11 protein-coding genes are annotated in these 21344 nt (G+C 72.2%); 8 read left to right on the forward strand and 3 right to left on the reverse strand.

The window, feature by feature from the left end:
• Positions 1 to 69: 69 nt before the first annotated feature.
• Positions 70 to 1542, reverse strand: a complete 1473-nt coding sequence (gene tssC / locus WMF19_RS07185) for a type VI secretion system contractile sheath large subunit (RefSeq protein WP_437898385.1) — start codon at positions 1540 to 1542, stop codon at positions 70 to 72.
• 600 nt (positions 1543 to 2142) lie between these two features.
• Between tssC and WMF19_RS07190 the strand changes: the two genes are divergently transcribed.
• The 4 genes from WMF19_RS07190 (at position 2143) to WMF19_RS07205 (ending at position 5855) form a co-directional block, all read left to right on the forward strand.
• Positions 2143 to 2403: a hypothetical protein gene (locus WMF19_RS07190; RefSeq protein WP_437898386.1), complete on the forward strand. Its 261-nt coding sequence runs from the start codon at positions 2143 to 2145 to the stop codon at positions 2401 to 2403.
• A 48-nt stretch (positions 2404 to 2451) separates the two neighbouring features.
• Positions 2452 to 3066, forward strand: a complete 615-nt coding sequence (locus WMF19_RS07195) for a hypothetical protein (protein WP_437898387.1) — start codon at positions 2452 to 2454, stop codon at positions 3064 to 3066.
• A 2-nt stretch (positions 3067 to 3068) separates the two neighbouring features.
• Positions 3069 to 5222 carry a heavy metal translocating P-type ATPase gene (locus WMF19_RS07200; RefSeq protein ID WP_437898389.1) on the forward strand — a complete coding sequence of 718 codons (2154 nt, stop codon included), beginning with the start codon at positions 3069 to 3071 and terminating at the stop codon, positions 5220 to 5222.
• Positions 5223 to 5285: 63 nt separating this feature from the next.
• Entirely contained in the window at positions 5286 to 5855 is a 570-nt protein-coding gene (locus tag WMF19_RS07205) for a cytochrome C (RefSeq protein WP_437898390.1), read from the forward strand.
• Between the two features lie 33 nt (positions 5856 to 5888).
• Here the strand turns inward: WMF19_RS07205 and WMF19_RS07210 are convergent, their stop codons facing one another.
• A complete protein-coding gene (locus WMF19_RS07210) occupies positions 5889 to 10973 on the reverse strand; it encodes a sensor histidine kinase (RefSeq protein ID WP_437898391.1) in 5085 nt (1694 codons plus the stop codon).
• A 411-nt stretch (positions 10974 to 11384) separates the two neighbouring features.
• Here WMF19_RS07210 and WMF19_RS07215 point away from each other — a divergent pair, with 411 nt between their 5' ends.
• From WMF19_RS07215 to WMF19_RS07230, 4 genes are all read left to right on the forward strand, one after another.
• Positions 11385 to 12506: a serine/threonine-protein kinase gene (locus tag WMF19_RS07215; protein ID WP_437328047.1), complete on the forward strand. Its 1122-nt coding sequence runs from the start codon at positions 11385 to 11387 to the stop codon at positions 12504 to 12506.
• Positions 12507 to 12702: 196 nt separating this feature from the next.
• On the forward strand, positions 12703 to 13818 hold the full coding sequence (locus WMF19_RS07220) for a prephenate dehydrogenase/arogenate dehydrogenase family protein (RefSeq protein WP_437898392.1): 1116 nt from the start codon (positions 12703 to 12705) through the stop codon (positions 13816 to 13818).
• 716 nt (positions 13819 to 14534) lie between these two features.
• On the forward strand, positions 14535 to 16676 hold the full coding sequence (locus WMF19_RS07225; RefSeq protein ID WP_437898393.1) for a response regulator: 2142 nt from the start codon (positions 14535 to 14537) through the stop codon (positions 16674 to 16676).
• A gap of 805 nt (positions 16677 to 17481) precedes the next feature.
• A complete protein-coding gene (locus tag WMF19_RS07230) occupies positions 17482 to 17790 on the forward strand; it encodes a hypothetical protein (protein WP_437328050.1) in 309 nt (102 codons plus the stop codon).
• 735 nt (positions 17791 to 18525) lie between these two features.
• Here the strand turns inward: WMF19_RS07230 and WMF19_RS07235 are convergent.
• Positions 18526 to 21126 (reverse strand): GAF domain-containing protein, encoded by a 2601-nt coding sequence (locus tag WMF19_RS07235; RefSeq protein ID WP_437898394.1) that lies wholly within the window; start codon positions 21124 to 21126, stop codon positions 18526 to 18528.
• Positions 21127 to 21344 lie beyond the last annotated feature (218 nt).

Consider the following 21344-nt stretch of genomic DNA (forward strand, 5'->3'; position numbering starts at 1 on the left):
CCGGGCGCGGACCGGCCGCGGCGGGATCCCGCGCGGTCGCGCCCGCATCCGCCCGGAGCGGGGCCGGCCTCACTCCCGGTCGAGCTTGCCCATCAGGCTCAGGGTGAAATAGGCCCCCATGTACTTGAGGTGCGGGCGCACCTCGAGGTGGACCCGGTACCAACCTGCGCTCCCCTCGACCTCGGTCACCGAGGTGCGCCCCTTGCGGAGCGGCCTGCGCGAGCGCACGGCGGGCGACACGACATCCATGTCCGCGACATACTGGCTCAGCCAGCCGTTCAGCTCGCGCTCGAGGTCGCCGCGCTCCTTCCAGGTGCCGATCTGCTCGCGCTGCATGACCTTGAGGTAGTGGGCGAGCCGGCTGACGAGGAAGACATAAGGCAGCTGTGTGCCGAGCCGGTAGTTGACCTCGGCGGCGCGCCCCTCCTCGCTCTGGCCGAAGTACTTGGGCTTTTGCGCCGAGTTCGCGGAGAAGAAGCAGGCGTTGTCGGTGTCCTTGCGGAACGTGAGCCCGATGAAGCCCTCCTCGCTGAGCTCGAACTCGCGGCGCTCGGTCAGCATGATCTCGGTCGGGATCTTCGTCTGGATGGCGCCGAGCGCCTCGTACTCGTGGAGCGTGAGCCCCTCGACCGTGCCGCCTGATTGCGGCCCGATGATGTGCAGGCACCAGCGGTGGCGCGCGAAGCTCTCGGCGAGCCGCGTCGCCATCGCGTAGGTGGGCGCCCCCCAGCAGTACGCCGCGTGGTTGCCGACGACGTCCTCCTCGTAGGAGAACGCCCGGATGGGGGCGGTGCTCGCCCCGTAGGGCAGGCGCAGGAGGAAGCGGGGGAGGAGCAGGCCGACGTAGCGCGCGTCCTCGGACTCGCGGAACGCTGTGTACTTCACGTACTGCGGCCCCTCGAAGAGCGCCTTGATGTCGCCGAGGTGCGGCACCTTCCGGTAGTCCTTGAGCCCGAAGAACTGCGGGCCCGCGACGGCCAGGAAGGGCGCGTGCGCCATCGTCGCCACCGCCGCGCATTTCTGGAGGAGCGCGATGTCCTGGGGCACGGGGCCGAACTCGTAGTTCGAGATGACGGCGCCGAACGGCTTGCCGCCGAAATTGCCGAACTCCGACGAATAGACGATCTTGTAGAGGCCGCTCCTCACGACCTCGGACGAGTCCTCGAAATCGGCGAGCAGGTCGTCCTTCGAACAGTTGAGGATCTCGACACGGATGTTCTCCCGGAAGTCGATGTGATCGATGGCGAACTTCAGGCCGCGCCACGCGGCCTCGAGGCGCTGGAACACCGGGTGATGCAGGATCTCGTCGATCTGCCGCGACAGCCGCTGGTCGATCTCCGCGATCCACAGGTCGATGAGGGCGCTGTCCAGCGCCGCGCCGGCCTCCGGGCGGCGCGCCACCTTGCCGACGACCGCCTCCACGCCCCGCTTCACATCGTGGTAGGCGCCGCTCGTGGGGCCGACCCCCGTCTCCGCCAGGAGCTCCGCGAGGAGAGAGCCATTGCTCCCGGTCACCGGCTCTTCGTGCTGCCCCGCTTGCATGTCCGGAAATTTACCACGGTCGCTCGTCGGCTGGAAGCGACGGACTCGCCGGCGCCCGCGCGCCGCGCCGCGCCGCCCCAGGCCCCTCCCGGGCGCGGCGGGGCGGGCCTGGGGCGGCGCGGCGCGGTCACGAAATGCGCGCGCTCGGCGCGCCTCGGACGCCCGCGCGGAACGCTCCCTCAGCACGCGAGTCAGGTGTCGACCGGACATGAAAAGCGCATGGCGGTCGCGCGACTGCAGTGTTACAAATCACATGTGGGTGCACCCACGGAAGCCGGAGAAACAAGGGCTTCTCGTTCGAGTCTGCCCTCTCGCACGCCCGGATCGGGCGCCGGCGCCCCCGCGGCGACGCCCGTCCTGGTTGTGGCCGCGCGGCGCCGCGCGGCGCCAGCGCCCTGAACGGCTCGGGACCGAGTGAAATGGGCAGTGCGAGCATGGAGGGACAGCGGACATCGCGTGTCTCTCTCTGTGTCTCCGTGTGCCCCGTGTCTGTGTGGGTCGAGATTCTCTGTCTTTACATCCGGCGCGCGTCTGTGCGTCGTCGGCATTCGGCGCGCCTTCGCTCGCCGTCGGTCGTGGATTTCGAGGAGAGGAGTGGGGATGGAACGCCTCGGGCTCGGCATCATCATCGGTATAGGGCTCGCCAGCTTGACGAGGATCACCCGTCCGACCGTCAAGAGGGCCATGGCGCTCGGCTTCGTCGCCGCGGACAAGATCAGGGGCGCGCTCGGCGAGGGCAGGGAGAGGGTCGCCGACCTCGTCGCCGAGGTGAGGGAGGAGATGGCACGCCAGGATCAGCGCGCCGGCTCGGGCGGCGCGCACGGGTGGTCGCGCGCGGAGATGGAGCCGCCCGGGAGCTGACGAGTGGGGTGTTCTGGTGACCCGGCCTCGCAGGCCGGGAGGTGAGCCATGCCGAGCGATCGAGGGGTCGTCATCATCCACTGGGTTCCAGGGCGCGTGCGCCTCGCCGTCCCCGCGCTGCGCAGGGACCCGGCGAGGGCGGAGGAGATCGCGGAGCTGGCGCGCGCCTGCCCGAGCGTCGTCGACGCGCGGGCGAGCGCGTGGGCCGCGAGCCTCACGATCGAGCACGAGCCCGACGTCCCGCTCGAGGACGTCTTCTCCGAGCTCGCGCACATCCCCGAGCTCTCGGGCTGTAGCTGCCGGCCGATAGATGAGCTCACGCCCTCGCCCTGCGCGCGGCCCATCGAGCCGCCGAGCCCTGGCCGGACGGCGCGCTTCGTCGTCCAGGCCGCGGACAGGCTGAACGCGGCGTCCCAGGCCGTCCCGCCGCCGCACGTCGACCTCAAGCTCCTGCTCCCGGCGCTCCTGGTCGGGTCCGGGCTGCTCCAGGTGCTGACGCGGCGCTCCCCGGGCATGCCCCACTGGATCACGCTCGTGAAGTACGGGGTCGACTTCTTCGTGGTGCTGAACCACGGCCGCATTCAGAGCTTCTTCGCGAGCGGGAGCGGGAGCGGGAGCGGGAGCGCGGGCGCGGGCGCACCCACGGGCGGCGAGGCGGGGTGACGATGGCAGCGCTCCTGTCGACCGGGACCGAGCCGGTCTCGGTGGTCCACGCGATCCCGGGCAGGGTCCGCCTGCGGCTCCCCCGCCTCGGGAAGGACGCGGCCTTCGGCCCGCTGCTCGAGGCGGGGCTCACCGCCCTGCCGGGGGTCCTTTCCGTGCGCATCGTCGAGGGCGCGTCGAGCGCCGTCGTCGAGCACGACCCGCGGCACGTCGATCTCGACGTCATCGTGCGCGCCGCCGCATCGGCCTCCGCCGCGCCGGCCCCGCGAGGGGCGCTGCGCGCCGCGCGCGCCGCCCGGGAGGCGCGCCGCGCGGCCGCCCTCGCGAAGCGCCCGCTCTACCTGTCGAGCGTCGGCATGGTCCTCTCGCTCGGCAGCTTCGTCTCGCCGCTGCTCGCGTACCCGTTCATCGCCGCGACGTCCGCGCCCATCCTCAAGAGGGCGTGGCACTCGGTGGTGCGGGACCGCAAGCTCAACGTCGACCTGCTCGACAGCCTGGCGATCGCCTCGGCCGTGGCGACCGGAGACGCCATCAACGCGGCCGGCATCATCTGGCTGGTCACGCTCGGCGACCACATCCGCGATCGCACCCAGGCGCGCGCCCGGCGCGCGATCCGCGGCCTGCTCGAGTACCAGCGGGACCTCGCGTGGGTGGTCCGCGGCGACGCGAAGGTGCAGATCCCGGTGGCCGAGCTCGTCGCCGGAGACCTCCTCGTCGTCTATACCGGGTCGGTCATCCCGGTCGACGGGACGGTCACGGACGGCGAGGGGCTCGTCGATCAGCAGACGCTGACCGGCGAGTCGATGCCCGTGCTCAAGGGCCCCGGCGACCGCTGCTTCGCGGCGACCGTCATCAAGGACGGCAAGCTGTACATCCGCGCCGAGCGGGTCGGCGGCGACACGACCGCCGCGAGCACGGCGCGGCTCATCGAGAACGCGCCCGCCCTGGAGACGCGCGCGCAGAACTACGCGGAGCTCGTCGCGAACCGGCTCGTCCCGCCGGCCCTCGCCTGCTCGGCGCTCGTGCTCGCCGCGACCAGGGACCTCGGCCGCGTGTCCGCGATCCTGACGATCGACTTCGGCACCGGCCCGCGGGTCTCGGCCCCGACGACGGTGCTCGCCTCGATGAACGCCGCGGCGCGCCGCGGGATCCTCATCAAGGGCGGCGCCTACATCGAGAAGCTCGCGAAGGTGTCGACCGTGGTGTTCGACAAGACGGGCACGCTGACCTCCGGCATCCCCGAGGTGACGGACCTCCTCGTCCACGACGCCCTGCCCGAGCGCGAGGCGGCGACGCTCGCCGCGGCGGTGTCCGCGCGGCAGACCCACCCCGTGTCGCAGGCCGTGCTCCGGCTCGCCGAGGCGTGGTCTCTGACGATCCCGGACCGGGAGGAGTCCCGCTACCTCGTCGGTCGGGGCGTGCAGGCCAGGGTCTGCGGCAAGGTCGTGCAGCTCGGCAGCCCCCGCTTCCTCGACGAGCTCGGCGTCGCCTGCCGCGCCGAGCCCGTCGCGAGGAGGGCGCTCGAGGCGGCGGCGAAATCGCTCCTCTTCCTCGCCGTCGACGGCCGGCACGTCGCCACGCTCGCCTGCCGCGACGCCATCCGGGCCGAGAGCCGCGCGACGATCCGCAGCCTGCGCGCGCGCGGGATCGAGGACATCGTCATGCTGACGGGCGACAGCCGCGAGGTGGCCAGGCAGGTCGCGCTCGAGCTCGGCATCACCCGGTACTTCGCGGAGATGCTGCCCGAGGACAAGGCGGAGATCACGCGCCGGCTGACGCAGGAGGGCCGCACGGTCGCGGTCGTCGGGGACGGCATCAACGACTCCCCGGCGCTTTCGTACGCCGACATCGGCATCAGCGTGTCCGCGGGCGCGGAGATCGCCCGGGAGACGGCGGGCGTCGTCCTCGTGGAGGACGACCTGTCGAAGCTCGTCGAGGCGATCGACGTCTCGCGCGCCGCGATGCGCCTCATCCACCAGAACTTCTCGATGATCCTCGGCGTGAACGCGGTCGCGTACGCGCTGTCGATCCCCGGGCTCCTCAACCCGGTCGCGGCGACGCTCATGAACAACGGCTCCGCGGTCCTCGCCTGCGTGAACGGACTCCGTCCGCTCATGGCCGCGCCGCGGAGGAAGGCCCGCGCCGGCGGCCGCTAGCGCGCTCGTGCGCGCCGCGCCGCAGCCCGGCACGCGCGCTGCACGAGGGGTGGAATGGTTGGAATGCAGAGCGAAACGCGCGCCGGATCGAGATCGTCCGCCGCGGACCGGGCGCGCGCGGCGCGCCGGACTGTGCAGTGGCTGCTCGGCGCGGTGCTCCTGGTGTCGATCGGCTGTGCAGCCGTGGCACGGGTTCCTGCCTCGCCGCGCGTCACGGCGGGGAGCCCGGAGGAAGCCGGCCGGTACCTGATCCTCGTGGGCGGATGCAACGACTGCCATACGCCTGGCTGGGACAGATCGAGCGGCAGGCTCCCGGCCTCGGAGTGGCTGACGGGCAGCGACGTAGGCTACCGAGGTCCGTGGGGGACGAGCTACGCGGCGAACCTCCGGATCTCCGCCCAGAACCTCAGCGAGGAGGCCTGGGTGCGGATGTTCCGCGAGGCCGCCGGCCGGCCGCCGATGCCATGGCTCAACTACGTGACCCTGCACGAGGGCGACCTCGTCGCGATGTACCGCTTCATCCGGAGCCTCGGGGAGAAGGGCGTCGCCGCGCCCCGCGCGGTGCCGCCGGGGGAGGAGCCCGCGACGCCGTACATCCTCATGGTCCCGCAGCAGCCAACGGGCAGGCCGTAGTCGTCGGCTCGCGCCGGCTCGCGCCGGCTCGCGTCAGGCGTGCAGGCCGCCGAGCGTCGCCGACGCCGCGTGGCTCGCCGCCGGCCGCTCGCAGGGCAGCTCCACCGTGAACCGCGCCCCCTCGTCCGGCCGGCTGACCACGCGCACCGCGCCGCCGAGCGCCTCGACGATGCTCTTCACGACGTGGAGCCCGAGCCCGAGCCCGCCGAAATGGCGGCTCGACACCGCGCGCTCGAACCTGTCGAACACATGCGGGAGCCGCCCCGCCGGGATCCCGATGCCCTGATCCTGCACCACGAGCTCCGCCGTGCCGTCCTTCCGCGCGACCGAGACGTCGATCGGCTTGCCGCCGCCGAACTTGAGGGCGTTGTCGAGCAGGTTCGAGACCACCTGCTCCAGCCTGCTCCTGTCCCACGACCCCACGACGGACGGCTCGGCGCGCACGCTCACGGGCGAGCCGGACTGCGCGATGCGCTCGGTGAGCCGCTCCACGACGCCGTCCACGACCTCCGCGAGATCGACCTGCTCGACGTGCAGCTCCAGCCGGCCGGTGTGGAGCTGCGACACGTCCAGCACGTCGTCGATGAGCCGGACGAGCCGGTGCACCTGCCGATCCATCCTTTGCAGGGCGCGCGCGACGCGCTCGTCGGACGCGTGGTCTCCCCGGCGGAGCAACGCCTGGAGGCCGAGGCGCAGGGAGGTGACGGGCGTCCTGAGCTCGTGCGACGCGACGCTGAGGAACTCGTCGCGGACGCGCACCGCGTGCTGCGCCTCGCGGTAGAGGCGGGCGTTCTCGAGGGCGATCGCGATCTGGTCGGAGAGCAGCTCCAGCACGTGGACGCGAGCGCGCGTGAAGGCGTACGTGGTGAGGTTGTTCTCGAGGTAAACCACCCCGAGCCGCGCCTCGTTCCGCTGGATGGGCAGGACCAGGACCGACCGCGTGCCGCCCTGGGCGAAGTGAGGATCGCGCTCGCGCTCCGGCTGGCTGTCCGCGTCGTCGAGCACGACGATCTCGCCCGCGCCGTGCGCGTGCTCGACGATCTGCCGGGGGACCTCGCATGACCCGGAGAGCGGCGTGCGCTCGATGGAGACAGGAGCGGCGACGGACCCCTGGGCCCGCACGAAGAGCTCCCCCTCTTCCTCGAGCACGAGCGCCCCGCACTGCGCGCCGGCGGCCTCCAGGCAGACGCCCAGGAGCTTCTCGAGCAGCCGATCGAGCACGATCTCGCCCGAGAGGGTCTCCGCGGCCTTGAGCAGGCTGAGCGCGTCGAGGGCGACCGCCGGGAGCCGCTCCTCCGCGAGCTCGGGCTCGTCGCCGGACCCGCCGAGCCCGAACTCCTCCGCGAGCGCGCGGGCCTTCTCCGACGCCCCCCAGCAGGCGAACCCCTGGTGCGCGGCGCGCAGGTACATGGCCGCGATCCGGGCCCGCCCGAGCCCGTGGTAGAAGCGCCCAGCCAGCTCGTTGCCGAGCGCCGCGATGTGGAGGAACCCCCCGCGCGTCGCCGCCTCGATCGCCTCGTCGTACCGCGCGCCGGCGAGCTCGAACCTGCGCTCGACGCGGGCGATCTCCGCGTCGACGAGGAGGCGCCGCGGGAGGAAGTTCTCCGCGCAGCCCGACTCCCACCCTCGCAGGACGCGCTGCAGGTCCGTCGCGCGCGCGAGCAGCGCGGCCCTCTCCCGCTCGTCGGCCTCATCGCACCGCCACAGCAGCGTGAGCGCGGCGTACAGCGCGTACTGGCACTCCGGGATGTAGCCGCCGAGGAAGTGGATGGACGCGACCGCCGCGTCGGCGTGCGCGGTGGCCTGGGCCAGGTCCCGGAACAGGTACGAGGCCTGGAGCCGCAGGATGTGATACACGCACTTCGCCGGCGGCTCCCGCTGCATCGCTTCGAGGAAGACCCGCTCGTCGAACTCGGCGTCTTCGGGCACGTTCCGGCCCCTCGTCAGCCCCTTGAGGCACCGGATCATCTGCCGGTAGGAGACCTGGTAGAAGAGCGTCGACTTGTTGCCCGTCTGCTGGCTGAACGCGAACCCGTCGTTCAGGTCGACGAGCACGAGATCGAGCTCCACCCCTGCGGCGAACGAGTGCCCCACGAGCCCCGTGCGCGCGTAAGACGAGAAGCGGAGCTCGCCGGACGACAGGCCCAGGGCGACGATCTCGCGGAACGGCGCCCCGCCCGACGCGAGCGGCGCGATCCACGGGTGAACGAACTCGTTGTACATGTACCGGGCGATCGTCTCCTGGGCGCGATCCTCGAACCTCCGCGCGAGCTCCACGGCGAGCTGGCCGAAGCCCTGGGCGCTCGAGAGCTCGCCCTCCGCCGCCAGCAGCATCGCGTGCCCTGCATAGGAGAGGATCGACTCGCTCGCGTTGCCGTGCTCCAGCGCGAAGCGGACGCCGAGGGAGGTGAGGAGCACGAGCTGCTTCCGGTCCGAGAACCAGGCGGGGGCCACCATCTCGGCGAGGAGCCTCATGCGGGCCCGCTCTTCCGGGCTCGTCACGCGGGGGAGATCGACGAGCGACTCGGGCGAGCGCTCCGCGAGCTGGCCGGCGATGGCTCGCCGCTGGGCCGCGATCTCCGCGTCGAGATCCGCCGCCGACAGCTCGGCCCCGAAGTGCGCGCGCAGCGCGTCGCGCCCCCAGCTGAGCGCCAGATCGTGCTCGCCGGTGATCGTCGCGCTCATGATCCGGAGCGCCTCCAGGTCGACCTTCTCCGGGATCGACGCCGCGTGGCGGAGCCCCTCCTCCACGAGCGCGCGGGCCGCCGCGTGCTGATCGGTCAGCGCGGCGCACTCCGCCGCGTCGCGGTGGAGGGAGAACCAGAGCTCGTAGCGCGAGCGGAAGGCGCCGTCCGGCAGCAGGCGGAGGCCGCTGCGGAAATACGCGAGCGCCGGGCCGAAGGCGGCGGCGCGGCGCGCCTTCACGCCGGCGCGGAGGTTGAGCCGCGCGAGGTGGTCCCGCTGCTCCGCGTCGAGCAGCGCGGCGCCGAGGTTCAGCTGGTCCGCGGCGTCGAACAGCGCCGCGTCCGTCCCGTTGGTGCAGGTGGCCTCGAGGAAGCGGCCGATCTGCAGGTGCAGCTGCATCCGCAGCTGCTCCGGCCCGAGCTCGTAGGCCGTCTGCTGGACCCGGTCGTGGACGAACCGGATCGCGAGCCCCGCCTCGCGCTCGCACGTGCCGTCGGGCACGACGAGCCCCTCGCGGAGCGGCTGGACGAGCGCCCCGGTCGTCTCGTCGACGGATCGGCCGAGCACCGCCGCGATGAGCCTGAGCTCCGCGCGCCTGCCGATGCACGCAGCGACCTGCAGCAGCTCCTGCGCCGCCTGGGGCAGCCTGCGGACGGACTCCGACATCAGCTGGACCACGTTGTCGGTGACCCCGACCCGCTCGATCCGGCCGAGATCCCACGTCCATGTCGAGCGGATCGCGTCGAAGAGGAGCAGGCCTTTCTCCTGGAGGGACCGGAGGAGCTGGCGGATGAAGAACGGATTGCCCGCCGTCTTGGCGAGGAAGAGCTCTGCGAGAGGGCGCGCCCGTTCCGGCTCGCAGCGGAGCGCCTCTGCGAGCAGCGCGACGACCGGCTCGACGCCGAGCGGGCCGAGCGAGAGGTGCGTCGTCGGGGGGACCTGCGCGCCGCGGATCTCCTCGATGGTCTGGTGGAGCGGGTGCGCGGCGCCGACTTCCCTCGACCGGTACGCGCCGAGCAGGAGCACGTGCTTGCTGCGCGGATCCGCGGCGAGGGCGCGGAGGACGCGGAGCGACGCGGCGTCCGTCCACTGCAGGTCGTCGAGGAAGATCGCGAGCGGCGGCCGCTGGGTGGCCACCGCGCGCACGAAGTCCTGGATCGCGAGCAGGAAGCAGTTCTCGGCGCGCATCGGATCCGCGGCCGGCGGCGCGGGCGCGTCCCCGAGGAGCTCGGTGAGCTCCGGGCAGAGCTCGCCGAGGGCGCGGCTCCGCTCGCTGACCGCCTCCCTGAGCTGCGCGCGGCTCTCCTCCGGCTCGGCGCGGAGCGCGGCCGCGAGGGCGCGGAGCGCCTCTGCCAGGGACGCATAGGGCACGTTCGCGGCGCGCAGGTCGAACTTGCCCTCGATGAACCGCCCGCTCCGCTCGGCGACGGCGGCCTGCAGCGCCTCGACGAGGGCGGTCTTTCCGACGCCTGCCTCCCCGGTCACCAAGACGAGCTCCGTCCCGCCGCTCGACACGCGGGCGAGCGCGCCGCGCAGCACGGCGAGCTCGCGCTCGCGGTCGATCAGGCGCTCGGGCAGCGGGAGGCGCCGCGCGAGGTCCATGCGACCGAGCTCGAACGGCGCGATGGTGCCCGTGGCGCGCCATCGCCTCCGCGCCTCGTGGAGGTCCTGGGCGAGGCACTCGGCGCTCTGGTATCGCAGGTCCGGCATCTTCGCGAGGAGCCGCTGTACGAGCTCCGAGAGGGCCGCCGGGACACCGGGGCTCACGACGTGCGCGGGCACGGGGCTCCTCGCCATGTGGGCGTGCACGAGCGCGAGCGGATCGAGGTCCTTGAAGGGCGGCGCGCCGGTGAGCATGGCGTAGAAGGTCGCTCCCAGCGCGTACAGGTCCGATCGCGCGTCGATGAACCAGCAGGTGCGCCCGAGCTGCTCGGGGGACAGAAAGGGCAGCGCGTCGAGCTTCTCGAGCTCCACGGCTCGGGGCATGCTCGTCAGCTCGGCCGCGTCTGAGAAGTGGACCAGGGTGACCTGCCCATCCTCGCCGAGGACGACGCGGCTCGGGGCGATCGCGCGATGGACGACGCCGCTCCCGTGAATGCGCGCGCACGTCTCGGCGAGCGCGATGGCGATATCGAAGAACGCGTCCAGCGCGAGCGGCCCTCGCGCGAGCCGGCGCTCGAGGTCCTCGGGACCTGCGTCCTCGAGGAGCAGCGCCGGCGTGCCCTCCGGGCCTTCCAGCGCCAGCGGCCGCACGACCCCCGGCACGTCGAGCCGGCGCAGGAAGGCGTGCTCGCGCAGAAGGAGGGCCGCCGCGCCCGGGGCTGGATGACGCCCCCGAACGGTTTTCTGCACCACCATCCTCCCGGCAAACCTCTGTCTGCGGAGCAGAAATCGGCTGCAGCGGTGGACGTCAGTCGCTTCCGCCCGAGTCATACGCGTCCCCCCTCGCGCGTTGCCGCGAGAATATAAAGCAGGATGTGTGCTGGTGCGAGCCGGGAAGTCCCGGGTCTCGTGATATGGGAGAGACGTCGGGTTGTGCGCTTCGCGCTATCGCGCGGCGCCATCACCTCCTCCTCTCGGCGCGTCGTCGCGACGATGCGACGGCACGCGCGCTGCGCGGCCTCCCCCCGCCGCGAGGGCGCCCCTCCAGCAGCCATTTGCCTGGCCGTCTGGCCGCGCGGGAAGGGGTGAATGGGGCGTGAAAGGGGCAGCACGGCGCTGGCTTCGAGCTCCGGCGACGACCGGCGACCGCCAATCCGGCGAGCGAAGGTGCTAGGATGAATCTGCGCATGTACGGGGGGCGGCCGGCTGCCCCCGCGCCGGTGCGCGCTGCGGGGAGCTTTGATGAACGCACCTGTCGTCGCAGGGGACGTGATCGCCGAGAAGTACCGGGTCGACCGGATCTTGGGCAGCGGCGAGCTGGGAACGGTGGCCTTCGCGAGTCACCTCGTGCTTCCTCAGCGGGTCGCGATCGAGCTCCTGCTCGCCGACGGCAGCCCGGAGCGCGTGGAGCGCTCGCTCCGGGAGGCGCGCGCGGCGGTGGCGCTCAAGGGGGATCACGTCGCGCGGGTGCTCGACGTCGGTCAGCTCGCCTCGGGTGTCCCGTACATCGTCACGGAGCACCTCGACGGACAGGACCTCTCCGAGCTGCTGCGCGGCCGCGGCCGGATCGAGCTCTCGGAGGCCATCGATTGGGTGCTGCAGGCCTGCGTGGCGGTGGCCGAGGCGCACGCCGCGGGGATCGTGCACCGCGACCTCGAGCCGGCGCGCCTGTTCCTCGCGACGACCCCCGGCGGCGCGACGCTCCTCAAGGTGCTCGGCTTCGGCGCGTCCAGGGAGCTGCCCTGCGCGAGCGACGGCGGCGCGCCGGCGCAGACGCGGGAGGAGCTCGGCGCGCCGCTCTACATGTCGCCGGAGCGGATGCGGTCGTCGGTCGCCGTCGACGCGCGCGCCGACGTCTGGTCGCTCGGCGCGATCCTGTACCGGCTCCTGACCGGGCGGCCGCCGTTCGAGGCGAGCTCGCTCGCCGATCTCGCGCCGCGCGTCGCGAGCGCGGCGCCGGTGCTCCCGAGCGCGCTGCGGTCCGACATTCCCCCCGGCGTCGACCGCGTGCTCCTCTGCTGCCTCGAGAAGGACCCAGCGCGGCGGCCCGCGAGCGTGGCCGAGCTGGCGATCGCGCTCGCCCCTCATGCGTCGGCGGAGGGCCAGGATCACGTGGAGCGGGCCGCGCGGCTCCTCGGCGCGACGCTCCCGTCGCGCCCCCGCGCCTCGCTCCCGACGATCGGGCTCGGGCTCAGCGCGAGGCCCCGCCCGCCCGAGAGCGCTGGACCGAGCTCGGAGGCGGCCCCGGAGACCTTGCGGCACGGCGCGCAGGACACGGGGCGCCACAGGGCGCGCATCGCGCTGATCGCGGCCGTCGCGTCGCTGCTCGCGATCCTCGGCGTGGCAGCGACGCAGCTCAGGTGAGCCGGCGCCGGCCGAGCCGCCGCGGGCGCAGGAGCACCCCTCCGGCCCTCGCCGGAGAAGCGTCGTCGCCGCGAGCGCGGCAGGATGGGAGAAGCCGGAGAGCCGTCCTGTCTCTCACGGATCGGGTCGCGGATGCTCGCGGCTGCGCCGAGAAAACGTGACATCCGCGTAGACCGGCTGTCGTAGTATCCGCCGCATGCCGCATTCTCTCCCACATTCCGGGGGTGGTCTCGCTCCGCCCGCGCGCATCGGCAAGGTCGCATTCCTCGGGTATGGCCGCTTCGGTGCGGCGCTCGGGTCGCTGCTCCGCGACGCGGGGATCTCGGTGCGCGCGTTCGACCCTTCTGCGGAGATCCGCGGCGCCGCGCGGGCCGCCTCGCTCCCGGAGCTCGTGGACGGCGCCGACCTCGTCATCGTCGCCGTCCCGGTGCCAGCGGCGCGCGAGGCCCTCCTGTCGCTGCGGCCGCACCTCGCGCCGGGGCAGATCGTGGCCGACGTGGGCAGCGTGAAGAGCGTGCCGGCGAGCGCCATGGCTGAGGTGCTCGGCGAGAGCCGGCCCTGGGTGGCGACGCACCCCCTGTTCGGTCCGGCGAGCCTCGCCCGCGGCGAGCGCCCGCTGCGCGTCGTCGTCTGCCCGAACCCTGCGCACCCGGACGCGGTGCGCCGCGTCGTGGCGCTGTTCGAGCGGATGGGCTGTCAGGTGCTGGAGCAGGCCCCGGAGGAGCACGACCGCGTGATGGCCTTCACGCACGCGCTCGCGTTCTTCATCGCGAAGGGCATGATGGACGCGGGCGTGCCCGCCGGCGCGCCCTACGCGCCGCCCTCGTTCCAGGGGATCGCTCACACGATCGAGACGGTGCGCGTGGACGCGGGGCACCTGTTCGCCGCGCTGCACCGCGAGAACCCCTTCGCGAGCGAGGCGCGCCGCCGCCTCATCGACGCGCTCGTCGCCGTCGATCGAAGCCTCGACGTGCCGACCAAGGACGCCGCGCCCGAGGACCTCGCCGCGCTCGCGATCCCCGATCTCGGCGCGCTCTCTCCCGAGCTCCGCGAGACGCGGGAGCTCATCGACGACCTGGATCTGGAGCTCGTCGGCCTGCTCGCGCGGAGGGCCGAGCTCGTCCAGCGCGCCGGGCGCGCCAAGGCCACGATCGGGGCGGCGGTCCGGGATCCGGTGCGCGAGGCGCGGCTGATGGAGTCGCGCCGCCGCTGCGCCCTGGAGCTCGGCCTCGACCCCGACGGCGTCGCCGAGGTCTTCGAGGTGATCCTCCGGCACTCGCGCTCGCTCCAGGAGCGGCGCTCCGCCGTCTAGCGCGCGGAGCGCGGCGCAGGCGACGGACTCCTCACCATCGGAGCACTCGGCACTCCGAGCGCGTCGAGCAGGTATCGCCAGAGGGTCAGGAGAGCGTCGCCACATCGCCCTCCGCGTCACTCGCGTCGGTTTTCTTCGTCATCTCTCCGATTCTCGCGCTCTCTCACGGCCTCTTCGAGGAATGGCGCTCGGTGGCGCCATGAATTCCTCCTTTCACGCTGGCGTGCTCCGGTGTAGGGTTTGCGTGCGGGAATCATGCAGCGGCGTCAGGCGCCTCCTTGTGGATACTGCAGGCGAGCCCTGGGTCGCAGGTAAGACAGCGCCTCGATTACGATACGGGCTCGTCGGCGCAGCGCATGGAGGGCTGGAATGGATCTACGGAGCGGCCATGCCGGGGGGGCCAAGCGTTCCGGGGCTGAGCGTCGCCGGCGTGCGATCCGCGCGCCGGCGCCCCCGCGCAGGGCCGCCTGCGGGAAGGCCGTCCGGCGCCTGGGCGGTCGCCCCGGCGGGCGGGCGGGCTCACCCTTTGCCGTGGGCGTGGGCTGCATCCTCGCAGCGACGTGGTTTCCACGAGCTTGCTCGCACGGGGCGCTGGAGCGGGCTGGAGCGGACGCGGCAGACGCCGCCCGAAAGCGGTGGACACAGCCCCATTCCTGAGGATGCTGCGAGGCTGGCCGCGGCGCTGACAACGGAGCAGGGGGGCAAGGAGACGCGGGATGAGGGCAGAAGTAGGCAGAGTCAACATCCTGATCGTTGACGACAGGCCTGAGCAGCTCCTCTCCCTGGAGGCGGTCCTCGCGCCGCTCGGCGAGAACCTCGTCAAGGCGGCGTCCGGGCGGGAAGCGCTTCGCCATCTCCTTCAGGAGGAGTTCGCGGTCATCCTCCTCGACATCAAGATGCCTGAGATAGATGGGTTCGAGACGGCGACGCTCATCCGCAAGCGGAGGAGCACGCTGCACACGCCGATCATCTTCCTGACGGCGCACACCGAGCGCGTCTATGTCGAGCGCAGCTATTCGCTCGGGGCGGTCGATTACATCATGACCCCGTTCGCCCCCGAGGTCCTCCGCACCAAGGTGTCTGTCTTCGTCGATCTCTTCAAGAAGACACAGAAGATCAAGCTCCAGGCGGAGTCGCTGCGCGCGCACGCGGAGCAGCTCCAGCGGCTCAACCGCGCCGCGCTCAGGATCAACTCGGCCCTGTCGCTCGACGCCATGGTCGCGGCGATCACGGAGGCGGCCCGCGACGTCGGCGGCGCCCATCAGGCGATGACGCTCGTGAAGCTGGAGCGGCCCGGTGAGCGGGCGCGGACCGCTGTGTCGCTCTCGGAGCGGTACACGACGTTCCAGAAGGAGGCGCCTCCGCCGATCGCCGGCAAGCTGTGCGCGCTCGTCTGCGCCAGGAACAGGCCTCTCCGTTTGACGCAGCGAGAGCTCTCGCTGCACCCGGAGTGGCTGGACAACGGCGGGCAGCGGCCGCCGCCGCGGGGGTACCTCGCGGTGCCGCTCACCGCGGCCGACGGCCAGAACATCGGGAGCATCCAGCTCTCGGATCGGCACGACGGCGAGTTCTCCGACGACGACGAGACCGTCCTCGTGCAGCTCGCGCAGCTCGCTTCCATCGCCATCCAGAACTGCGTGCACGCCGAGGCGCGCGAGGCGAACCGCCTGAAGGACGAGTTCCTCGCCACGCTCTCCCACGAGCTGCGCAGCCCGCTCAACGCGATCCTCGGCTGGACGCACCTCCTGCGGTCCGAGCCGTTCGATGAGCAGCGGGTGTCCCATGGGCTCGAGGTGATCGAGCGCAACGTGGCCGCGCAGACGAAGCTCATCGAGGATCTCCTCGACGTCTCGCGGGTCACGACGGGCAAGCTGAGCATCAGCGCCGCGCCGATGGCGCTCGCGCCCGTCGTGGAGATTGCCATCGACGCGATCCGCCCCGCCGCCGAGGCGAAGGGGCTCACGATCGACGTCTCGCTCGACCCCGGCATCGAGGTGAACGGCGACGCGGATCGGCTGCAGCAGGTCGTCTCGAACCTCACGTCCAACGCGCTCAAGTTCACGCGTCCCGGGGATCATATCCTCGTCTCCCTCCGGCGGGCCGGCGCGATGGCGGAGCTCACGGTGCGCGACACGGGGGAGGGCATCGCGCCGGATTTCCTCCCGCTCGTCTTCGAGCGCTTCCGCCAGGCCGACAGCACGAGCCGCAGGACGCACGCGGGCCTCGGCATCGGGCTGTCCCTTGTGCGCCATATCGTCGAGATCCACGGCGGCTCGGTCGTGGCCGACAGCCCTGGGTTGCACAAAGGATCGACGTTCGTGATCCGGCTCCCGCTCCTCGGGGTCGAGCGCAGCTCGCTCCCGACGCTGACGAGGGAGGGCCGGTCGCGCTCGCTCGTGTGCCCGGAGTCCGCGTCCAATCTCGGCGGGCTCCGCGTCCTGCTCGTCGAGGACGACGCGGACGCGAGGGAGCTCCTTCAGGAGGTGCTGTCCCAGCACCACGCCGAGGTGACGGCCGTGGCTTCGGCTCACGAGGCGCTCGCGGCGTTCTGCGTGGCTCTCCCGCACGTGCTCGTGAGCGATATCGCCATGCCGGGCGAGGACGGCTATGAGCTCATCCGCGCCATCCGGCGGCGCCCGCCGCAGGCCGGCGGCGATCTGCCCGCGCTGGCCCTGACGGCCTATGCTCGCAAGGAGGACCAGAAGCGCGCGCTCGACGCCGGCTTCCACATGCACGCCACGAAGCCGATCGAGCCCGCCGCCCTCGTGGCCGCCGTGGCCAGCCTCGCGGCCCGGGCCCGCGCCGGCGACCTCCCCTGCGCCCGGGACCGAGGATCGAGCGAGGACATCAACCCGTGAAGATCGCGCGGAGGCGAGGGCCCTCGGGCGCTCCATAGCGGGGTGATCGCCGCCGGTCGCTCGGCGGGCGAGGCGCCGTGCGGTGAGTGAGCGCCTGGAGCTTCCTTGACCGGGGGCGCCTTCGCGTTATCTATCGCTCGCACATACCACCTGAGCTCGCCCGCTCCCGCGGCCCGGCCCGCGAGCGATATCGGGTCTCTCCCCAGCGGCCTGCGCTCATGAGCAGGGACGAGGACCAAGGCCCGACGGGCATTGGGCCTGGGACTTGCACCTCATGACGCGAACGTGTCCTCATGACAAGACCGGGAGCCGACCCCCATCGGGGGCCAGACGAGTCGCGTCCGCGCTGCAGTCGGGCTCTGTTCGCCTGTTGCGCGGCGCCGCTCCTCCAGGTCGCTCACGCGAGCAGGCTTTGGCTCATGGGGCCCTCACCTCTGGAGGTCAATCCGCTATGGCGGAGGTGCCGTCAGGCACCGTCGTTCTTCACGCGCCACGTTCGCCCGCGCCCGCGTAGGCGAATGTGCTTGACCGGTGGGCGTTCGCAGGGGGGGCACCCACATGCAACGATGATGCAGTGAGACAAAAAGCTTGCGTAATCCAGTATGGTGGCCTATTGTCCACCATAACGGAATCACCACGGAGTTGACACCGGGCCATCGCACGCGGCGTGCTCATAGCGCCTCTGGGGCGCACGTTTTGCGCGATTTTGCGTGGATTGAGTCGCTTGGCCGTGTGGAGCGGTGATCGGCGCGGGATTCTACCGAGTCATTCTTTGGGGGGGACAACCCAACGGAGAGAACGAACCATGAACGCTTCGAAGAGCATCTTTGCAAGCGCGCTGCTGCTAGGCGCGACCATGATGATGATCGGCGCCGGATGCGGCGATGACGAGGGGACCACCACCTCCTCCTCCACGACGACGAGCTCGGCGACGACTGGCAGTGGCGGCGCAGGCGGCACCGGCGGCGCCGGCGGCACCGGCGGCGCGGGTGAGGGCGGCGCGGGCGGCGCGGGCGAGGGCGGCGCGGGTGGCGCCGGCGGCGCGGGTGAGGGTGGCGCGGGCGGCGCGGGCGAGGGCGGCGCGGGTGGCGCCGGCGGCGCGGGCGGCGCCTGAGACGAGCGCGTCGATAGCGCCCATCCCTCGCCGAGCCCGCGGTTAGGCGGGCGGGGGATAGGCTGTTGGAGCGCCACTCATCACCTCCCGTCCCATGCGCCTTCGCGGCTGCATGGCGCGGTGTGGCTTTGTCCGGCGCTCTATCGTGATGCGCAGAGTCGTGCGATGCTGGCTCAGCCGCCGAGCCGGCGCGCGAGGCGTACGAACGTGCGCTGAAGCGAGCCGAACGACGCGGATGAGCCCGTAGCGCACGAAGATACGCCCCGCTCTGGGCTCGGGAATCACGGGTGGGCTCGAAGACGGAAGATGCTTTGTGTCTTCCCTCCGTCCCGTGGTGTCCCGAGCATTTTGATTTCAGAACATGTGCCTGTCGCGCCGGCCTCGAGAGGCTATGTGCTGGGCGGCGTCTGCGCTTCTGCCGCGCTGCCACGTGCCTTTCGCGCTGCAGCGTGCCTTGTTCGCGCGACTGCGCTCCCCTTCGCGCTCGCACGCATCTCGGACGGAGCTCTGGCGCGCGGACGCGTGCACGCTATGCATGTTTTGCGGCCCCTCTGGTGCCGGCGTCATGGATTTTCCAGAGGGGATGTCCGATCCGCGATGTGAGCTTCGCCCACAGCGCCTCCTCAAGGCCGCGCCGAAGTCCTTCCTTCCTGGCGGGGAATCCTTGCTGAGCGAGTTCCTGGCGGGGAATCCTGTCGGGCAGGACGAGCCCGGATAAAGACATGCTTGCGGGAGCTAGCGCGCCTCGTTGCAGCGCCGCAGCTCGCTCGTGGGGCTAGCGTCGCGGTTGCAGGCGCGGAGCTCCTCGGTGAGGCGAGCGACCTCTTCGACGAGGGCCTCGTTGCAGCGACGGAGCTCGCGCGAGGTGCTCTGAGCGTCGCGGTAGCGCAGCGCGTTGTGCACGGCCACCGCCGCCTGCGACGCGAGGAGGCCGCAGAGCTCGACCTGCCCGGCGCGGAAGGCGCCAGCGTTCGCGCCGTTCTCCGCGTAGAGCACGCCCGTGAGGCGGCCCTGATGCGTCATGGCGAGGCACAGGATCGATCGAAGGCCGCCCTCGAGCAGGTAAGGGTCGTCCGCGAACCGCTCGTCCATCGCCGCGCTGGCGAGGGCGATCGGCTGCTGTGTCTGGGCGACGTGCTGGACGACGCTGGCGGCTAGATCGGCGGCCTCGAGCGGCGCCGCAGGTCCGACGCGGACCCCTCCGCGGTCGCCGTCGAGCTCGGCCTCGACGGTCAGCGCGCCGTCGCGCGCGAGGAGCAGCACGGCGCGCTGCGCCCCCGCGCTCTCGCTCAGGGCCCGGAGGAGCCGCTCGAAGAGGCGCTCCGGGACGAGCTCCCCGCAGATCGCGCGCGAGACGCGGAGGAGGGCGAACGCGTCGAGCGGCGTGGGGCGCTCCGTGCTCGCCGGGAGCGCGGACTCCGGCGGACGGCTCTGCTGCCCGAGGAGCGCGGCGCGCGCGACGAGGTGCGGGTATTTTCGCGACAGCTGTCGCGCTTTGGCCGCCGCGCCCCACCGCAGATAGCCCTCGTGGGCGTCGGCCATGTAGACGTGGGCGATCCTCTCCCTGCCGCTCGCCAGGTGGAACTTCGCGCAGAGCTCGCTGGCGAGCGCCTCGTCCCGGACGAAACCGTTCACCTTCGCCGACTCGATCGCTTGATCGTAAAGCTTCATCGCCGCGAGCTCCTCGCCGGCGGCGCGCGCGGACTCCGCGCGGAGGAGGAGGTGCTTGTGACGGTAGTTGTCCGGGCACCGCTCGGCCCACTCCGAGAACCGATCCCGGTAGCTCGCCACCGAGACCGTGGTCAGCTGCCGGCCGCGCGCCAGCGTGGGCGAGAGCAGCGTCAGGCAGGTGTAGAAGAACACCTCGGTCGCGAGGTGATCGTCGACGCCGCCCTGCATTCTCGCCTCGGCCAGCGAGCCCATCCGCAGCGCCCCCTCGTGATCCTCGTTCAGGAAGCAGATCTGCTGCCGCAGCGCGTAGTGGACGCGCGCGGCGGCGCCGTACGCCGGCACCGAGAGCTTCGCTTCGTCCCCTGCGTCGTCGAGATCGCCGTGGCTGGGCGGGCGTGACGCGCCGGCGCGCGTCGCGTCCATCAGGTCGTCGAGCGCGCGGCGCACCCCGGCCAGCGCGAGGATGGAGAGCTCCTCCCGCGCGCGCCGCACGAGCGAGAGGAACCCGTCGACCTCGGCCCGCACCGCCTCGCACTCGTCGCCGAGCCCGAATCGAACGAGCGCGGTGTGGACGCACGCCTGGGACAGGTAGGTGAGATCGCCCGTCCTGTGCCCCGCCTCGAGGGCGGCCTGGAAGAGATCGAGGCTCGAAAGGAGGTGATCGGTGAAGACGCTGATGTGGGCCCCGAGCACGACGCGCAGCCGGCAGGAGAGCTCGGGCTGTCCGGACCTCTCGTTCATCTCGATCGCGAGCTGCCCGAGCTCGTAGGCCTCGTCGTAGCGGCGGAGCACCCGCGCGGCGACCCAGGCGTAGGCCATGTAGCCGTACGAGGAGGCTCCGCCGTGGCCGCGCTCCAGCGACAGGTTGACCTGCCTGGCCGCGATGAACGTGCAGAGCGGCGGGTTCACCGTCGCGGCGGGGAGCATGAGGGCCATGAGGAGCCGGAGAGCCGCGCGGGTCCGGGCGTCCGACGCCTCCGGCTCGTCGAGCAGATCCTTGAGCCGGCGCGTGCCGAGCGCGACGCGCGCGGCCGCGAGCTCGGCGTCCGCGGCCGCCTTGCGCCCCGGCCCGTCCTCGGGGAGGGGGACGCCGAGCATCGCGAGGGCCGTCTTTCCGAGCGCCACCGCCTCATCGAGCCGGCCCTGGGTGGTGTACACGGCGATGCGCAGCTCGTACGCCCTGGCCCGCTCGAGATCGGAGCGCGCCTCCGCAGCGAGCACGTCGAGCAGCGACTCCGCGCGATCGAGCCGACCGCCGAGGTGCGCGCACTCGGCCGCCTCCGCATGCAGCGAGAAGGCAATCTCGTGGTCTCGCTTGAAGCTCCCGTCCGGCAGCGCCGCGATCCCGGCCTCGAAGAGATCGGCGGCCGCCGGGGTCGCGCCCCGCTCCCTCGCCTTGCGGCCCGCGGCGAGGTTCATCGCGGCGAGCGCCGCCCGCTCGCGCGGCTCTACGATCAAGGGCGCGCCGAGGTTCAGGTGGTGCGCGGCCTCGAAGAGCGCCTCGTCCGAGCGCTCGCGCTGCGATCGCGCCTCGGCCATGCGCCCGAGGCGCAGGTGGACCGCGCGCCGCTCCGCGTCAGGGAGGGCGGCGTAGGCGTCGATGTCGACCTTCAGCACCTGCGCACGCGGCGTGCGCTCGTCAGCGGGCTTGCAGAGCAACTTCATCGCCATCTCCGAGGCGATCGCGGGGGCGCCGGCGGCGAGGGCGAGGCTGGCGCGGGGGGGCCGCGCAGTCGCGCCTTCGCTCGCAGGGAGCTCCGTCGTGATCGTAGATGGGTGGGGGGTCATGGAGGGGCCGTCGCCCGTGGCTGCGGGCTCCTCCAGCGGGGATACGTCCGCCGGAGTCGGGTGGCAGCATCCTACCCTAAGTGGGCGCGGGTGCG

Source organism: Sorangium sp. So ce124, assembly GCF_051525235.1.
GTDB lineage: Bacteria > Myxococcota_A > Polyangia > Polyangiales > Polyangiaceae > Sorangium > Sorangium atrum.